General features: G+C 43.7%; 15 protein-coding genes, 1 riboswitch and 1 other annotated feature. Of the genes, 11 read left to right on the plus strand and 4 right to left on the minus strand.

Going from position 1 to position 15,871, the window contains the following annotated elements; all coding sequences use genetic code 11:
• Positions 1-11 precede the first annotated feature (11 nt).
• Genes R7P72_RS09805 through R7P72_RS09830 form a run of 6 tightly spaced genes read left to right on the plus strand, consistent with a single transcriptional unit; the run spans position 12 to position 4,997 of the window.
• Complete coding sequence (locus tag R7P72_RS09805) at positions 12-1,322, plus strand: NAD(P)/FAD-dependent oxidoreductase (RefSeq protein WP_213907078.1); 1,311 nt, start codon at positions 12-14, stop codon at positions 1,320-1,322.
• Position 1,323: 1 nt separating this feature from the next.
• A complete protein-coding gene (locus R7P72_RS09810) occupies positions 1,324-2,142 on the plus strand; it encodes a DUF1365 domain-containing protein (RefSeq protein ID WP_053349497.1) in 819 nt (272 codons plus the stop codon).
• A complete protein-coding gene (locus R7P72_RS09815) occupies positions 2,136-3,392 on the plus strand; it encodes an SAM-dependent methyltransferase (protein ID WP_025766883.1) in 1,257 nt (418 codons plus the stop codon). The genes R7P72_RS09810 and R7P72_RS09815 overlap by 7 nt, the downstream gene beginning before the upstream one ends.
• A gap of 6 nt (positions 3,393-3,398) precedes the next feature.
• Complete coding sequence (locus tag R7P72_RS09820) at positions 3,399-3,911, plus strand: DUF2878 domain-containing protein (protein WP_025766882.1); 513 nt, start codon at positions 3,399-3,401, stop codon at positions 3,909-3,911.
• Positions 3,871-4,464 (plus strand): chalcone isomerase family protein, encoded by a 594-nt coding sequence (locus R7P72_RS09825; RefSeq protein ID WP_053349498.1) that lies wholly within the window; start codon positions 3,871-3,873, stop codon positions 4,462-4,464. Before R7P72_RS09820 ends, R7P72_RS09825 begins: the two co-directional genes overlap by 41 nt.
• Positions 4,464-4,997, plus strand: a complete 534-nt coding sequence (locus R7P72_RS09830; RefSeq protein ID WP_172677720.1) for a DUF3833 domain-containing protein — start codon at positions 4,464-4,466, stop codon at positions 4,995-4,997. The genes R7P72_RS09825 and R7P72_RS09830 overlap by 1 nt, the downstream gene beginning before the upstream one ends.
• Before the next feature lie 132 nt (positions 4,998-5,129).
• Here R7P72_RS09830 and purB read toward each other — a convergent pair whose 3' ends face one another.
• The 3 genes from purB to mnmA form a co-directional block, all read right to left on the minus strand.
• A complete protein-coding gene (gene purB, locus R7P72_RS09835) occupies positions 5,130-6,500 on the minus strand; it encodes an adenylosuccinate lyase (RefSeq protein WP_213907079.1) in 1,371 nt (456 codons plus the stop codon).
• Between the two features lie 153 nt (positions 6,501-6,653).
• Positions 6,654-7,271, minus strand: a complete 618-nt coding sequence (gene hflD, locus R7P72_RS09840; protein WP_005378194.1) for a high frequency lysogenization protein HflD — start codon at positions 7,269-7,271, stop codon at positions 6,654-6,656.
• 10 nt (positions 7,272-7,281) lie between these two features.
• Positions 7,282-8,406: a tRNA 2-thiouridine(34) synthase MnmA gene (gene mnmA / locus R7P72_RS09845; protein ID WP_005378192.1), complete on the minus strand. Its 1,125-nt coding sequence runs from the start codon at positions 8,404-8,406 to the stop codon at positions 7,282-7,284.
• A 188-nt stretch (positions 8,407-8,594) separates the two neighbouring features.
• On the opposite strand from mnmA, the gene R7P72_RS09850 reads away from it, so the two are divergent.
• Together R7P72_RS09850 and R7P72_RS09855 are read left to right on the plus strand one after the other, a co-directional pair.
• Positions 8,595-8,864 carry a hypothetical protein gene (locus R7P72_RS09850; RefSeq protein ID WP_005378190.1) on the plus strand — a complete coding sequence of 90 codons (270 nt, stop codon included), beginning with the start codon at positions 8,595-8,597 and terminating at the stop codon, positions 8,862-8,864.
• Positions 8,865-8,981: 117 nt separating this feature from the next.
• On the plus strand, positions 8,982-10,286 hold the full coding sequence (locus R7P72_RS09855; protein ID WP_005378187.1) for an inosine/guanosine kinase: 1,305 nt from the start codon (positions 8,982-8,984) through the stop codon (positions 10,284-10,286).
• A 127-nt stretch (positions 10,287-10,413) separates the two neighbouring features.
• On the opposite strand, the gene R7P72_RS09860 is transcribed toward R7P72_RS09855, so the two are convergent.
• Positions 10,414-10,821 (minus strand): H-NS family nucleoid-associated regulatory protein, encoded by a 408-nt coding sequence (locus R7P72_RS09860; RefSeq protein WP_005378185.1) that lies wholly within the window; start codon positions 10,819-10,821, stop codon positions 10,414-10,416.
• 582 nt (positions 10,822-11,403) lie between these two features.
• Positions 11,404-11,586, plus strand: a riboswitch (Lysine riboswitch).
• A gap of 109 nt (positions 11,587-11,695) precedes the next feature.
• Between R7P72_RS09860 and tet(35) the strand changes: the two genes are divergently transcribed.
• From tet(35) to hisD, 3 genes are all read left to right on the plus strand, one after another.
• Positions 11,696-13,297 carry a tetracycline efflux Na+/H+ antiporter family transporter Tet(35) gene (gene tet(35), locus R7P72_RS09865; protein ID WP_005378182.1) on the plus strand — a complete coding sequence of 534 codons (1,602 nt, stop codon included), beginning with the start codon at positions 11,696-11,698 and terminating at the stop codon, positions 13,295-13,297.
• Positions 13,298-13,477: 180 nt separating this feature from the next.
• Positions 13,478-13,615, plus strand: a sequence feature (His leader region).
• Between the two features lie 53 nt (positions 13,616-13,668).
• Positions 13,669-14,565, plus strand: coding sequence for an ATP phosphoribosyltransferase (gene hisG, locus R7P72_RS09870; RefSeq protein WP_005378180.1), 897 nt, complete (start codon positions 13,669-13,671; stop codon positions 14,563-14,565).
• A gap of 5 nt (positions 14,566-14,570) precedes the next feature.
• Positions 14,571-15,863 (plus strand): histidinol dehydrogenase, encoded by a 1,293-nt coding sequence (gene hisD, locus R7P72_RS09875; protein ID WP_033905089.1) that lies wholly within the window; start codon positions 14,571-14,573, stop codon positions 15,861-15,863.
• Positions 15,864-15,871 lie beyond the last annotated feature (8 nt).

Genomic DNA, 15,871 nt, shown 5'->3' on the forward strand with positions numbered 1-15,871 from the left:
AAGGAATAAAAATGAAAACAGCAGGAAGAAAGAAGATAGCGATTGTGGGAACGGGAATCTCTGGCCTTACTTGTGGTTATTACTTGCATAAAGAACATGATGTAACGCTGTTTGAAGCGAACGATTACATCGGTGGCCATACTGCAACCGTTGATGTGAGCCTTGATGGTAAAGAATACGCGATAGATACTGGGTTCATCGTCTATAACGACCGTACGTACCCTAATTTCATTAAAATGATGAGCGAGATTGGCGTTGAAGGTCTGCCGACTCAAATGAGCTTCAGTGTCAGAAATGATGGGAACGGACTAGAGTACAACGGCCACACAGTGTCGACATTGTTTGCTCAAAAACGTAACTGGGCAAACCCTAAATTTTATCGATTTATCTTCGAGATACTTCGTTTCAATAAACTTGCCAAGCGCTTCGCTAGCGAGCAGTCCACGCACTCTCAGACGTTAGGTGAGTTCCTTGACGAACACAAATTCAGTGCTTTCTTTACCGATAACTACATATTACCGATGGGCGCTGCGATTTGGTCGTCGACTTTGGCTGACATGCGCGCATTCCCTCTTATGTTCTTCTTACGTTTCTTCCTCAACCACGGTCTGCTAGATGTGACTAACCGACCACAATGGTATGTGATTAAAGGTGGTTCACGTTCATACATTCCACCATTGACTAAAGGCTTTGCGGAGAATATTCGTCTTAATAGTCCTGTCGAAAAAGTGGTTCGCAACGAAAAAGGGGTTGGCGTTCAAGTTCGCGGAGAAACACATTGGTTTGATGACGTTATCTTTGCTTGTCACAGTGATCAAGCAATGAGAATGCTAGAGGATATCAGCCCAATTGAGCAGGAAATCTTGGGGGATATGACATACCAAGCAAATGAAGTTGTTCTTCATACCGACTCTGCCGTACTACCAAAACGTAAGGCAGCATGGGCATCATGGAACTACCTATTGGAAGGAAGTGAAGAGGAACAGCAACGCCTCCCTTCGCTCACTTATAACATGAATATTCTTCAGCATATTCAATCAGAACACACGTTTTGTGTAACGTTGAACAGTACTGAGCAAATTAACTCAAATAAAGTCTTGCGTTCGTTCACTTATCATCATCCAGTATTCACCACTGAGTCTATTGCAGCGCAGCAGCGCAAAGATGAGATACAGGGCAAACAAAGTACCTGGTTCTGCGGGGCTTATTGGTACAACGGTTTTCATGAAGATGGCGTGCGTAGCGCGCTTGATGTTGTGAAAGAACTAGAAGAAAAGTACCGCGAACAAAATGTGGTTCCTTTCGAAAAAGGCGCAGCGTGATATGGATAGCCAAATGAACAGCCGATTGTTTATAGGCAACGTTCGTCACCGTCGATTCACGCCGGTGAATCATGAGTTGAACTACTCTTTATTTATGCCCGCCATTGATGTAGACGAGATCGATGCTTTAGAGAAAAAAGTATGGGGTTTTGGTTCGCGTTGGTGGCATTGGGCTCGCTTCAAGCGCAGTGATTACATTGGTGAAGGTAGCGTCAAGTCGGCAGTGCACAGCAAAATTGAAGAACTGACAGGTGTTCGCTGTACCGGCAAGGTAATCGCAGTCTGTCACTTGCGTTATCTAGGACTTTATTTCAGTCCCGTTAATTTCTACTACGTTTATAACGCGGAAGGAGAATGGAAGTATCTCCTCGCAGAGGTGAGTAACACTCCTTGGAATGAACGACATTACTACGCGGTGTCAGCAGATAAAGAAGAAGAAAAGTTTGGTTGGGAACAAGTTAAAGCATTCCATGTTTCACCATTCAACCCGATTGACCAACTCTACCGCTGGAGAATTAAACCTTTGACAGACAAGTTGAATATTCATCTTGAATGTCACAAAGGAGAGAAACACTTTGATGCCACCATGGTTATGAAAGCCAAGCCACTTTCAAGCAAAACCTTATTGAGGTGTTTGATCGTTACACCAATACAAACGGTAAAAGTAATGGTTGGTATTTATTGGCACGCATTAAAACTTTGGGTGAAAGGCGCACCTTTTTATTCTCATCCTAAATATTCAACGCATGAAGAAATAGAAGCCGATACTGAAAAAACAGACAAAAAAAATAAAAAGCACAAGGAGAATTCTGCATGTTAAATACTAGTTCTATGACATTGCCGCGTAAATTGACGACAACGCAAAAAGCGGCTCGCGGAGTTATTTTTCAATGTCTGCAAAAAATGGAAATCGGCTGCTTAACAGTTATTGAAAGTTTTAAGACGGAAACGACAGAGCGAAGCGAGCGTTTTAGTGCGCCAAATGGGGAGTACAGTGGTCAACCTGTTGTCGCTACTATAGAGGTAAAACATCCAGGCTTTTATTCACGGATCTTGCAGGGCGGCAGTATTGCTGCTGGTGAGGCTTATATGGATGGGTGGTGGGATAGCCCCGATTTAACCTCATTAATGAAACTGATGGCCCTTAACATGCGTGCTCTAGATAAACTCGAAGAGCAAGGCAGTTGGTTGACTAAAATACTGTACAAGTTCAGCCATTGGTCAAACAGAAACTCTGAAGAGAACTCACGTAAAAATATCCATGCGCATTACGACTTGGGTAACAACCTATACGAAGCGTTCCTTGACACCAATATGCTGTACTCGTCGGCGCTTTACAATCATGCGGACGACTCTCTAGAGCAGGCTCAAATCAACAAAATGGATCGTCTATGTCAGCAACTTGAGCTGAAATCTACCGATCATGTTGTTGAAATTGGCACTGGGTGGGGCGCTATGGCGATTTACATGGCTGAACAATACGGTTGTCAGGTCACCACAACAACGATATCTGAAGAGCAACACGCGTACGCGGAGCAAAAAATCAAAGAGCGTGGCTTAGAAGACAAAATCACTCTACTCAAAGAAGATTACCGAAACCTAACCGGCACTTATGACAAGCTCGTTTCTATTGAAATGATTGAAGCTGTGGGCAAACAATTCCTGCCTTCGTACATTAAGGTCTGTGAGTCTTTATTGAAGTCTGGTGGCTTGATGGCGATTCAAGCGATTACGATTGCCGATCAGCGTTACGATTACTACAGTAACAACGTCGACTTTATCCAAAAGTACATTTTCCCGGGTGGTTTTTTACCGTCGGTAACCTCACTAACCCAAGCAACAACAAAGTACAGTGACTTAGTGACGCGAGACTTGTTCGATATTGGTTTGGACTACGCCAAGACGCTGAACGAATGGCACCTTCGTTTTAATCGAGCAGAGAATGAAGTGCGCTCGTTTGGCTACGACGATCGCTTTGTGCGTATGTGGCGCTACTATTTGAGCTACTGTGAAGGGGGCTTTTTGGCTCGCACGATCAGTGCAGTTCACATGACGTTTCAACGCCCGTAGTTCGTTATGAAGGTATTTCTTGCTTCGACATGGTTCCAACTCTGCTGGTTTGCAGCGGTGCTTGGAACCTATCAATGGCAATGGGTGACGTTATTCCTTACTTTGGCAACCCTACTATATTGTTTGAAAACTGACGCATCTTCGCTCAAAAGTATTGGTGTGATCGTCACGAGCGGGCTCGTGCTTGATACGCTCAATCAACAACTCTCGGTCTTTGTCTTTCCAACCCCATGGCTGCCAGTCTGGTTATTATGCTTGTGGGTTTTGTTTTCTTGGTATGCCTATCAACTTAAGTCAATTTTGTACCGTTTCCCAAAAACCTACGTATCAATAGTAGGCGGACTCGGAGGAACAGTGAGCTACTTTGCTGGCTATAAGCTCCAAGCCGTTGAATTTGGATTTAGCACTGGCGCTACACTGGCAATGTTGTTTGTCGAATGGTGCGTCATGATGCTCTTGATACTCAAGGTGTACGGAAATGAAAAGCTTGAAGAGAGTTTTAACTCAGAGACTGACTAGGTTGCTTGCGTTGGTAATAGTAACTGGTTCTTTTGCTCTGCAAGCTCAACCTGTTGGAAACAGCGAAGCTGCCAGCAACATTGCGAATTGGAAGGGGTGGAAAACTGTTGGAGAAGCCCAACTTACTTGGTTCATCTTCGATATTTATCACTCAAGATTAAAAGCGCCTGATGGAAAGTTCATCGTAAGCGATGACGTATCGCCACATCCCCTTGCGTTGGAAATTAATTACAAGAGAGACATCAGTAAGCAACAGCTGCTTGATGTGACGGATGAGCAGTGGGCGAAATTGGGTTTTACTGACTCATATCGAAAAACTTGGATCAGCGAGCTCGATCGTATGTTTCCTGATATTCAAAAAGGTGACGAGCTTACTTATCTAACAGATGGAAAATCTGGTCAGCTGTTTTATAAGCAGGTTGGGGACGTGCAAGTAAAGAACGTTGGCATCATTGAAGACGAACGAATGAACGATGCATTTTTAGCTATATGGTTATCACCCAACACAGAATTCCCGAAACTCCGAAAACAATTGATAGGGCAGGTTAGATAGTGCTTAAACGAATTTTTAAATCAGCGACTTTAGTGGCAGCTGTTTTTCTTTCGGCATGTTCCGCAGACATTGATAATTACCGCTCTTCTAAACCGACTTTTGACGTATTCGGTTATTTCGAAGGCGACATAAAGGCGTGGGGGATGGTGCAAGATTATACCGAACAGCAAACCCGTCGCTTTGAAGTCGATATAGTGGGTACTGTAGAAGGTGATACGCTGACGCTGGTGGAAGACTTCGTGTTTGATGACGGAGAGGTGGACCAGCGAATTTGGGTTATCACTAGATTAGAAGACGGTAGTTATGAAGGTAAGGCAGACGATATTATAGGTGTAGCAACAGGGGAAGAGCAGGGCAATGCGCTACAGTGGCAATATGACTTTGAGCTACAAATGGAGGATTCATCAGTGACGGTTGCTTTTGATGATTGGCTTTATCGTCAGGATGACAGACACGTTTTCAATCTAACGAAAATAAAAAAGTTTGGTGTGGAAGTAGGAACAATAACCTTGTTCTTCCAAAAGCAGCCATAACAAATGGGGCTGACCTTCATTAATAATCCATGCCATATAACTAAAATTATTTTCTCCCGACCTAACTCTCCTAACTAAAAAAGGTTGACGCTTTCGCGTCAACCTTTTAGGTATCTGGTCGTTACAGGAGGATTACAGCTTATCTGTCAGCTCGATTGCTTGACCGATATAGTTCGCTGGCGTCATCTCTTTCAGACGTGCTTTCTCGTGCTCAGGAAGCTCAAGACCGTCGATGAAGTTACGCATTGCTTCGCCGTCTACACGCTTACCACGAGTTAGCTCTTTCAGCTTCTCGTATGGCTTCTCGATGCCGTAACGACGCATAACTGTTTGTACTGGCTCAGCTAGTACTTCCCAGTTCTTGTCTAGTTCAGCAAGAAGCGCTTCACGGTTTACTTCTAGCTTGCTGATGCCTTTAAGCGTAGAAGTGTAAGCGATGATAGCGTAGCCAACACCAACACCAAGGTTACGTAGAACCGTTGAGTCAGTTAGGTCACGTTGCCAACGAGAGATAGGCAGTTTCTGTGCTAGGTGGCCGAATACAGCGTTCGCAAGACCTAGGTTACCTTCTGAGTTTTCAAAGTCGATTGGGTTAACTTTGTGAGGCATTGTTGAAGAACCGATCTCACCTGCAATAGTTTTTTGCTTGAAGTGGCCTAGTGCAATGTAACCCCAAACGTCACGGTCGAAGTCAATCAGGATAGTGTTGAAACGAGCGATAGCGTCGAACAGCTCAGCGATGTAATCGTGCGGTTCGATTTGAGTTGTGTAAGGGTTCCAAGTTACGCCTAGAGACTCTGTGATGAACTCTTCAGAGAACTTGTGCCAATCTAGCTCTGGGTAAGCAGAAAGGTGTGCATTGTAGTTACCTACTGCACCGTTGATTTTCGCTAGGATCTCAACGTTTTCGATTTGCTTGAATTGACGCTCCATACGGTACGCCACGTTTGCCATTTCTTTACCCATAGTAGATGGAGAAGCAGGCTGACCGTGTGTACGAGATAGAAGAGGAATGTCGCGGTATTCCACTGCTAGTGCTTTGATAGCGTCGATTAGGTTACGGATTTCTGGAAGAATCACGTTCTCACGCGCTTCTTTAAGCATTAGAGCGTGTGATGTGTTGTTGATGTCTTCAGAAGTACATGCGAAGTGGAAGAACTCGTTTACTGCGTGCAGTTCAGGAACGTCTGCTACTTTCTCTTTTAGGAAGTACTCAACCGCTTTTACGTCGTGGTTAGTTGTACGCTCGATCTCTTTGATACGGCGTGCATCTTCTTCAGAGAAGTTTGCAGCAAGGTCGTCTAGGAATTGGTTTGCTTCTGCGCTAAACGCTGGCACTTCTGAAATTTCAGCAGTAGCAGCAAGCTTTTGTAGCCAGCGGATTTCAACGATAGTACGGTACTTTAGTAGACCGTATTCACTGAAAATTTCGCGTAACGCAATTGTCTTGCTTCCGTAACGGCCGTCTACTGGTGAAACAGCAGTCAATGCTGACAGTTCCATGATGTTCTCCTGAATTGGGTTTCTAAATTTCGTGAGCTTTATACCAATAACTGTGGCAATTGTCACGAATATTGCGCAAACGTTTGCGCGAGATTTGTTTTAGTCGAAAAAAATGAGCTCGCGATAAACGCGAGCTGCTTATTTGATATTTTACTACAGACGAGCAAGAAGGATTTGTGCTTGCTCTACCATCTTCTTGCGCCCGAAGATTAGGTGGCGACGCTTACCACCAACTTGACGCCAAAGAACTGCACTACGAATGCCAGATAACAACAGCGCACGAACTTTGTGTTGGCTTGCTGTCTGCTGCAGTACAGATGGCGTGCCCGTTACTTGAATGCGAGGGCCAATAGGGCTAACGACATCCAGATAGATGCTCGCTAAATTGCTGATCATTTGATCGTCTAGTAGCTCAAAGTGCTCTGACTGACGCTTGGCCATTTGAATACGATCACCAAGCTGAGACATAGCATCGTTACGAGAGCTTAACTTACGCTCTAACGCCATTAAACTAATAATGTAACGAGTAATTTCACTGCCTGATGGTGTGCTATCAATCCCTTTAACCAAGCATTCTAGGCCGAGCTTTAGATCGGCTTCGCGACCGAATACGCCAACTGTGTTAGCAGGGTTCGTGCTCAAAATAGCGTTGATTGATGTTTCAAAAGCATCTTGATCACAATGTCCGTTTCTCGCTACCTGTTGAACTAAAGCAACAGCTTGGCAAATCCCAGCGAAAGCGATAGTACGGTCATAAAGTGTATTCGCCACGTAACGACTCCTAAGCTTGAGAATATTTAATGCGTTGCTCGATGATGCCGCCACCTAGGCACACGTCACCTTTGTAGAACACTGCTGATTGACCTGGAGTTACAGCAATTTGTGGCTCGTCAAAGATAACTTTAATGTTTTCATCATCGATAGGGATGATTGTACAAGGAATATCTTCCTGACGGTAACGAGTTTTCACTGTGCACTTCATAACATCGCGAATTGGCTCACGATCTACCCAGTGAAGTTGTGATGCAAGTAGACCTTCTGATTTCAACATTGGATGGTCTTTACCTTGAACGGCAATCAAAACGTTACGTTCTAGATCTTTCTCACCAACGAACCATGGGTCCTCGTTACCACCGCCGCCTTTACGGCCACCAATGTGTAGGCCTTTACGCTGACCAAGTGTGTGGTACATCAGGCCTTGGTGTTGACCAATCACTTCGCCTTCTGGAGTCTCGATATTACCAGGCTGAGCTGGAAGGTAGCGACCCAGGAATTCCGTAAACTTACGTTCACCGATGAAACAAATACCCGTAGAGTCTTTCTTCTTCGCCGTGATTAGATCTTGCTCTTCCGCAATGCGTCGTACTTCTGGCTTCTCTAGGTCACCAACAGGGAATAGGCTACGTGCGATTTGCTCGTTGCTTAATGTGTACAGGAAGTAGCTTTGATCTTTGTTGCCATCTAGACCACGTAGCATCTGTGGTTTTTCACCGTTTTCTGGGAAAGAGCGACGCACATAGTGGCCCATTGCAATGTAATCAGCATCAAGTACTTCATCAGCGAATTCTAGGAATGCTTTGAACTTGATTTCTTTGTTACAAAGAATGTCAGGGTTCGGAGTACGGCCAGCTTTGTATTCAGCAAGGAAGTACTCAAATACGTTATCCCAGTATTCGGCAGCAAAGTTGATAGTGTGTAGGTGGATGCCTAGCTTGTCACATACTGCCTGAGCGTCAGCAAGATCTTCTGCCGCTGTACAATATTCTTCGTTGTCATCTTCTTCCCAGTTCTTCATGAAAAGGCCTTCTACTTGGTAGCCTTGCTGCTTTAGAAGATACGCGGAAACAGATGAATCAACGCCGCCGGACATACCGACGATGACTTTCTTTTGGCTGTTATCAGACATTACTAAACACCACTTAAATAAACGGGATGCAGATTCTATCAGAATCCACAGACCGGTGACAGATCCGAGATCGAAATCACAATTCGTTTCGCTGGATTTTTCTTCAACAAAGATTCGAACGAGTAATTTCGCAAGTATAGAAGAGGTATATATGGCATAGTTGGCCAAAATCCAAGAGGAAACACCAAATGACAGAAGAAAACCAATTTATGCAAGAAAGTGAGTTGATTGAAATTGTTGAAAATCAGCTCGAAGATGGCAACCCGCTTAAAGTAAAAGAAACCCTTATGCGTTTAATGATGACTGGCACACCACGTGAAGATGCGGTTGCGATGATGGCATGTGCGATGTCAATTGAGATTTTTGATGTGATGAAGAATGAAGGTGAGTTCAACCTAAAGCGTTATAGCGAGCACCTTGAGCAACTACCAGATCTCAGCTTTATGGAAGGTGAATAAGCCACCTAAAAGAAAAAAGTAGTCAGCAAACGTTTGCTATAATCGCTTTTATTGCTGCTTTATTATTAGCGGTATAGAATCCGCTCTCCTTTTCATCCCCTTACTCAGACTGACAATATGAAATTTCCTGGACAACGCAAATCGAAGCACTATTTTCCTGTTCATGCTCGTGACCCGCTGGTGAGCCAAGCACAAGAAAGCAAGAAGATGACGCGCACTCACATCATTGGTATTGACCAAACCTTGGTTGATATTGAAGCAAAAGTTACAACGGATGTGATTGAAAAGTACGGTCTGAGTAAAGGTCACTCTCTGGTTATCGATGACGAAAGAGCAGAAGAGTTATACCAGCAACTGAAAGAAGAGAACTTGATTACCAATGAGTATGCGGGCGGTACAATTGGTAACACGCTACATAACTACTCCGTGCTAGCGGATGACCGCTCCACACTACTTGGAGTGATGAGCCAGGATATTAAGATTGGCAGCTACGGTTACCGTTATCTTTGTAATACATCAAGCCGCATGGACTTGAACTACCTACAAGGTGTAGATGGTGCAATTGGCCGTTGTTTTGCTCTTATCACAGAAGACGGTGAACGTACTTTTGCTATCAGCGAAGGGCAAATGAACCAACTCCATCCTGATAGCATTCCAGAGAAAATCTTTAAAAATGCATCAGCACTTGTACTGACGTCATATCTAGTACGTTGCAAAGACGGCGACCCAATGCCGGAAGCAACAATGAAAGCGATTGAGTACGCGAAAAAGAATGATGTGCCTGTTGTTCTGACTTTAGGCACAAAGTTTGTTATTCAAGATGACCCTAAATATTGGCAAGAATTCATTAGAGATAACGTTTCAGTCGTTGCGATGAATGAAGATGAAGCAGAAGCTCTGACGGGGGAATCTGATCCACTTGCTGCGTCTGATAAAACATTGGAGTGGGCTGATCTAGTATTGTGCACGGCGGGTCCTGTAGGTCTATTTATGGCTGGGTATACGGAGGATAGCGCGAAGCGCGAAACTTCTTTGCCATTACTTCCAGGGTCAATTGCTGAATTTAATCGTTATGAATTCAGTCGTCCGGCGAAAAAAGACTCATGCGAGACGCCAATAAAAGTGTACTCGCATATCTCGCCATATATGGGTGGCCCAGAAAAAATTAAGAATACAAATGGCGCAGGTGATGCTGCGTTATCTGCTGTTCTTCATGATATGGCAGCAAATAAATACCATAAAGAAAATGTGCCTAATTCAAGCAAGCACAGTAACGAGTATTTAACTTACTCTTCTTTTTCTCAAGTCTGCAAATACGCAAACCGTGCTAGCTACGAAGTTCTCGTGCAACATTCACCACGATTGTCGCGCGGACTTCCTGAGCGAGAAGATAGCCTAGAAGAAGCATACTGGGAACGTTAATACGAAGCGATTTAATTAACTATTCTGTAACTAAAGTAAAAGGCACATTAAGAAACGTGCCTTTTTTATTTGTAATGGTTTAAATAAAAAAGGCTCCCTATGGGAGCCTTTTAAAAATAGCACGGATCTAGATTAGGAACTCATCCAGAGATTTACCTGCATCAAGTTGCTCTTGAATCGCCGAAGGTGTACGACCTTGGCCAGTCCAAGTTTTCTCATTACCGTTTGAATCTGTGTATTTGTATTTAGCAGGGCGAGGTGCGCGCTTCGCTTTGCCTTTCGTCTTAGTTTCGCCAGATAGCGCAGTAATAAGTGCTTCTACGTCAATACCGTCTTGAGCGATTTTCTCAGCAATCTCTGCAAGCTTAGCTTCTTGCTCTGCTTGTGCTGCGCGTTCTGCTTCTTCTGCTTCACGACGCTCATCTACGACAGTAGTGAGTTTATCTAGAGCTTCTTCCAATTGTTCTAGAGTCAGCTCACGAGAAAATGCACGAAGGCTACGGATATTTAGAAGGGTTTTAGTCAGCTCTGACATAACGATTCCTATTAAAAGGTTAATGTGTTGGGCACTTTTTATCGTTACGATTAAATAATGCCAATCTATAAATAAACAAAGAGTCCTTATATTTAACTTTATCTTTTCCTTATGTGCAAATGCTAAATCAAGATTTTGTTTAAATTTGACTATTTTTTAAAGCAATTAATATTATTACACTCGAAATAAATCATTATTAGATGAGAACTAAAATCAACAATCATTATTGTATAGAGAGAGTGACAGCTTGGTTTTTTATAAAAAAATTTGAGTTATTACTTAAAAATATGAAGCATCCATCTTTAATGGTGTGTCATATATCCTTAATTTATTGATATAAGATAAACCATGATATTTCTAAGGTAGTAATAATGTTTCATAAATAACATGATTGATGTGATTTCAGTTGCACAAAACTTATGGAAGTAGGCAAGGTTTATAAATTATCTCAGTCATTATTTATTTGTTTAATTTAGTTTGATGTGTTGCATTGACTCTCATCATAAGTACAATGGCTGCCACCTGATGCAATATTGCAGACAATTTGTTGTTAATTTGTACAGTTAGTGGTTAATTGTTTGTTGTTGCCGTAGAGGCGCGGTCTCGAAGAGTAGCTATTATTGGGGTGATGCCAATGAATAATAGTGGAAGGCGAAGATTGCCGAAGTAAGTAACTCATCAAAGTTACTTGCTGGGGTTGTATCTGAAAGGAACAACACTGCCATAGTATATATTCACATTAAACTATGGAGCGCTACTGTAGGGTTGGGTGGAGTGTTCGCTTCCCTGTCGCTAAGTTCAACATGAGCACGTATCGTATGCTACGTGACTTGTCTGCAGTAGATCTCTAGCCAAACTTTGGTTTTTGAAGATCATGAATTTAATAGATTTTTCTAGTTCTCCTGTTTCATTATTGCCACCTATTGTCGCTTTGACTTTGGCGATTTTGACTCGACGTGTATTAGTTTCCTTGGGTGTAGGTATCGTGCTAGGTGCGGTGCTACTTAATAGCTGGTCTATCAGCGATACCGCAGGTTACGTCAGTTCTCAAGTTTCTTCTGTCTTTATTGAAGATGGCGGAATTAACACTTGGAACATGAGCATTGTTGGTTTCCTAATCTTATTAGGTATGACAACAGCTTTATTAACGCTATCTGGCGGTACTCGTGCTTTTGCTGAATGGGCACAATCTCGAGTGAAGAGTAAACGCGGCTCCAAACTTCTTGCCGCCTTTTTAGGCGTATTCATTTTTGTCGATGATTACTTTAATAGCCTTGCTGTTGGTGCGATCTCTCGCCCAGTAACCGATCGCTTTTATGTGTCTCGCGCTAAGCTTGCGTACATTCTAGACTCAACCGCTGCTCCAATGTGTGTAATTATGCCTGCTTCTAGCTGGGGTGCTTACATTATTACTATTATTGGCGGGATCTTAGTCTCACATGGGATCACAGAGTATTCGGCTCTTGGCGCATATGTTCGTCTTATTCCAATGAACTTCTACGCCGTTTTTGCGCTGCTAATGGTGTTCGCTGTTGCGTGGTTTGGTCTTGATATTGGTAAAATGCGTGAGCATGAGATCTCTGCATCGCAAGGTCGTGGCTTTGATAAAGACAAAGAAAATGACTCGCAAGAAGCGCATGACCTAAACGAAGAGCTAGATATCCGTGAAAGTGAAAAGGGTAAAGTGTCAGATTTGATACTTCCTATCGTGACGCTGATTATCGCGACTATCGCTTCAATGCTTTACACGGGTGGCCAAGCATTGGCTGCTGATGGTAAGGAATTTGCGCTTCTTGGTGCTTTTGAAAATACAGATGTAGGTACATCACTAATCTACGGTAGCTTGCTTGGCTTAGCAGTTGCACTGTTTACTGTTGTGAAGCAAGGTCTACCAATGGCTGAGATCGCACGTACACTTTGGATTGGTGCTAAGTCTATGTTTGGTGCGATTCTAATCTTAGTATTTGCCTGGACCATTGGTTCTGTTATCGGTGATATGAAGACTGGTACTTACCTTTCGACAATGGCGCAGGGCAACATTAACCCACACTGGCTACCAGTTATCCTATTCTTGTTGTCTGGCCTAATGGCGTTCTCAACAGGTACTTCATGGGGTACGTTCGGCATTATGCTACCAATCGCGGGTGACATGGCTGGCGCAACAGACGTAGCGCTAATGCTACCGATGCTGAGTGCGGTTTTAGCTGGTGCGGTATTCGGTGACCATTGTTCACCAATCTCAGATACGACTATCTTGTCATCGACGGGTGCACGTTGTAACCACATTGATCACGTATCAACACAGCTACCTTATGCATTATCAGTCGCGCTTGTTTCATGCGTCGGCTTTATTGCCCTTGGTATGACTGCTTCAATAGCGTTCTCGTTCATTGCAGCGTCGATAACATTCGTTATCGTTTGCGCTATTTTGTCATGGCTTTCAAAGTCTAAAATAGCGTCTTGCCAGAGTGCGTAATTCACTGATTTAAAAAGTGAAATTGTAGGAGGCTTCGGCCTCCTTTTTTATTTGTATTATACAATTCGAATTTTTTTAAAATTAAGGGTTGAAAAAAGTAATCAGCTTGGTTAGTGTGGTTGGTAACAAAGCAAATGAGAAGAGCCTTGAAATAAGTATGCGTAATTTTGTAATTAACATTCATCACCATCATCACCCAATCTAGTCTTTCGGGCGATGTACGCATACCCGGGAGGCAGGAAACTCCCGGAGGTAAAATCAAAGTAAAAGCAGATTTTAAACCCTCGGGAGACTTCAATCTCCCGAGGGTTTTTTAGTTTTATTAGTTTGAAAAATACTTAGATATCAAAATCTTGCATAGGGACAAAGCAATGCAAACACAACGTTTAAGAATCGCAATTCAGAAAAAAGGTCGTCTTAGCAAAGAGAGTCAAGCTCTACTAAAACAGTGCGGCGTAAAGTTCAACGTAATGGGCGAGCGTTTAGTTGTCCATTCTGAAAATATGCCAATTGATTTACTCTTGGTTCGTGACGACGACATCCCAGGTTTAATTATGGATGGCGTGGTTGACCTTGGCTTTATTGGCGAAAATGAGCTAGAAGAAGTTCGCCTTGACCGCAAAGCATTAGGTGAACCCTGCGAGTTTGTTCAGCTTCGTCGACTTGATTTTGGTGGCTGTCGTTTATCTATCGCAATCGACAAGGACGAAGAGTACAACGGTCCACAAGACTTAGCTGGCAAGCGTATTGCTACAACGTATCCTCAACTTCTAAAAGCGTACATGGATGAAGCCGGCGTTCCATTCTCTACATGTATGCTGACAGGCTCTGTAGAAGTTGCGCCTCGCGCGGGTCTCGCTGATGCTATCGCTGATTTGGTTTCTACAGGTGCAACACTGGAAGCGAACGGCCTTAAAGAAGCTGAAATTATCTTCAAATCAAAAGCGACATTGATTCAACGCACAGGTGAGTTCGACGCAGACAAAGTGGCGCTAATCGAAAAGCTGTTAACTCGCATGCAAGGTGTGCAGCAAGCGAAAGAATCTAAGTACATTATGCTTCACGCCCCAGCAGAGAAGTTAGATCAAATTAAAGCACTACTGCCAGGTGCTGAAGACCCAACTGTTCTTCCTCTTTCTGCAGATAAGCAGAAAATGGCTGTTCACTTAGTGAGTTCTGAAAACCTGTTCTGGGAAACAATGGAACAGCTGAAAGAGTTGGGCGCAAGTTCAATTCTCGTTCTACCAATTGAAAAAATGATGGAGTAAGCATCATGAGAACAGTCGTTTGGCAATCATTAAGTGAGAATCAGCAAGACTCTATTTTGGAGCGCCCTGCTATTGCAGAAGGTGCCAATATCACCACTGCTGTGGCCGAAGTTATTGCTAAAGTTCGAGAAGAAGGTGACTCTGCTCTTATTGAGCTGACCGAAAAGTTTGACCGTGTTAAGCCTGAATCCATTCGTGTTTCTTCTCAGGAAATTAAGGCAGCGTCAGAGCGTTTGTCAGAGTCAATGAAGAGCGCATTAGAGCAAGCTTACGCCAATATTTCTAAGTTCCACAAAGCGCAAAAGCCGCAACCGATCAAGGTGGAAACCCAGCCAGGTGTCCTTTGTGAACAAGTAACACGCCCAATTCAAAAAGTGGGTTTGTACATTCCGGGTGGCAGTGCGCCTTTGCCATCGACTGTTTTGATGCTCGGCGTTCCTGCAAAAATTGCAGGTTGTCGTAAAGTCGTTCTTTGTTCTCCACCGCCAATCGCTGATGAGATCCTTTATGTCGCGAAACTGTGTGGCATTGATGAAGTGTACAACGTCGGCGGTGGCCAAGCGGTTGCTGCAATGGCTTACGGCACAGAGACTGTATCTAAAGTTGATAAGATCTTTGGTCCAGGTAACGCTTATGTGACAGAAGCAAAACGTCAGGTAAGTAATGATTTCCGCGGTGCTGCGATTGATATGCCTGCAGGGCCGTCTGAAGTGCTTGTGATTGCCGATGAAACCGCAGATGCAGACTTTATCGCTGCGGATCTTTTGAGCCAAGCAGAGCACGGTCCTGATTCTCAAGTGGTACTTGTGACTCCTTCTCCTGTGATTGCTGATCAAGTGACGGATGCGGTTCAACGTCAGCTTAAGGAGCTATCTCGTGCAGACATCGCAGAAAAGGCTCTGGCATCAAGCTTGATCATTATTTCCGAGTCGATGACGCAGTCAGTTTCTATTTCCAATTACTACGGTCCTGAGCACTTGATTGTTCAGACTAAGAACCCTCGTGAGCTTCTACCTCTACTTGATAATGCAGGCTCTATCTTCCTTGGAGATTGGTCGCCTGAATCTGCGGGAGATTACGCATCGGGGACTAACCACGTCCTTCCTACTTACGGTTACACACGTACTTATTCAAGCTTAGGTTTGGCGGATTTCTCTAAACGAATGACGGTTCAGGAGCTTTCTGCTGATGGTTTAAAGAACCTTGCACCAACGGTAGTCACGATGGCTGAAGCGGAAGGTCTGGACGCTCACAAACGTGCTGTTACTATCCGCGTAGAAAAATTAGCAAGTAAGTAAGAATAAGA

The organism is Vibrio sp. Vb0888, from assembly GCF_033338835.1.
In the GTDB taxonomy this organism is placed as follows: domain Bacteria; phylum Pseudomonadota; class Gammaproteobacteria; order Enterobacterales; family Vibrionaceae; genus Vibrio; species Vibrio alginolyticus.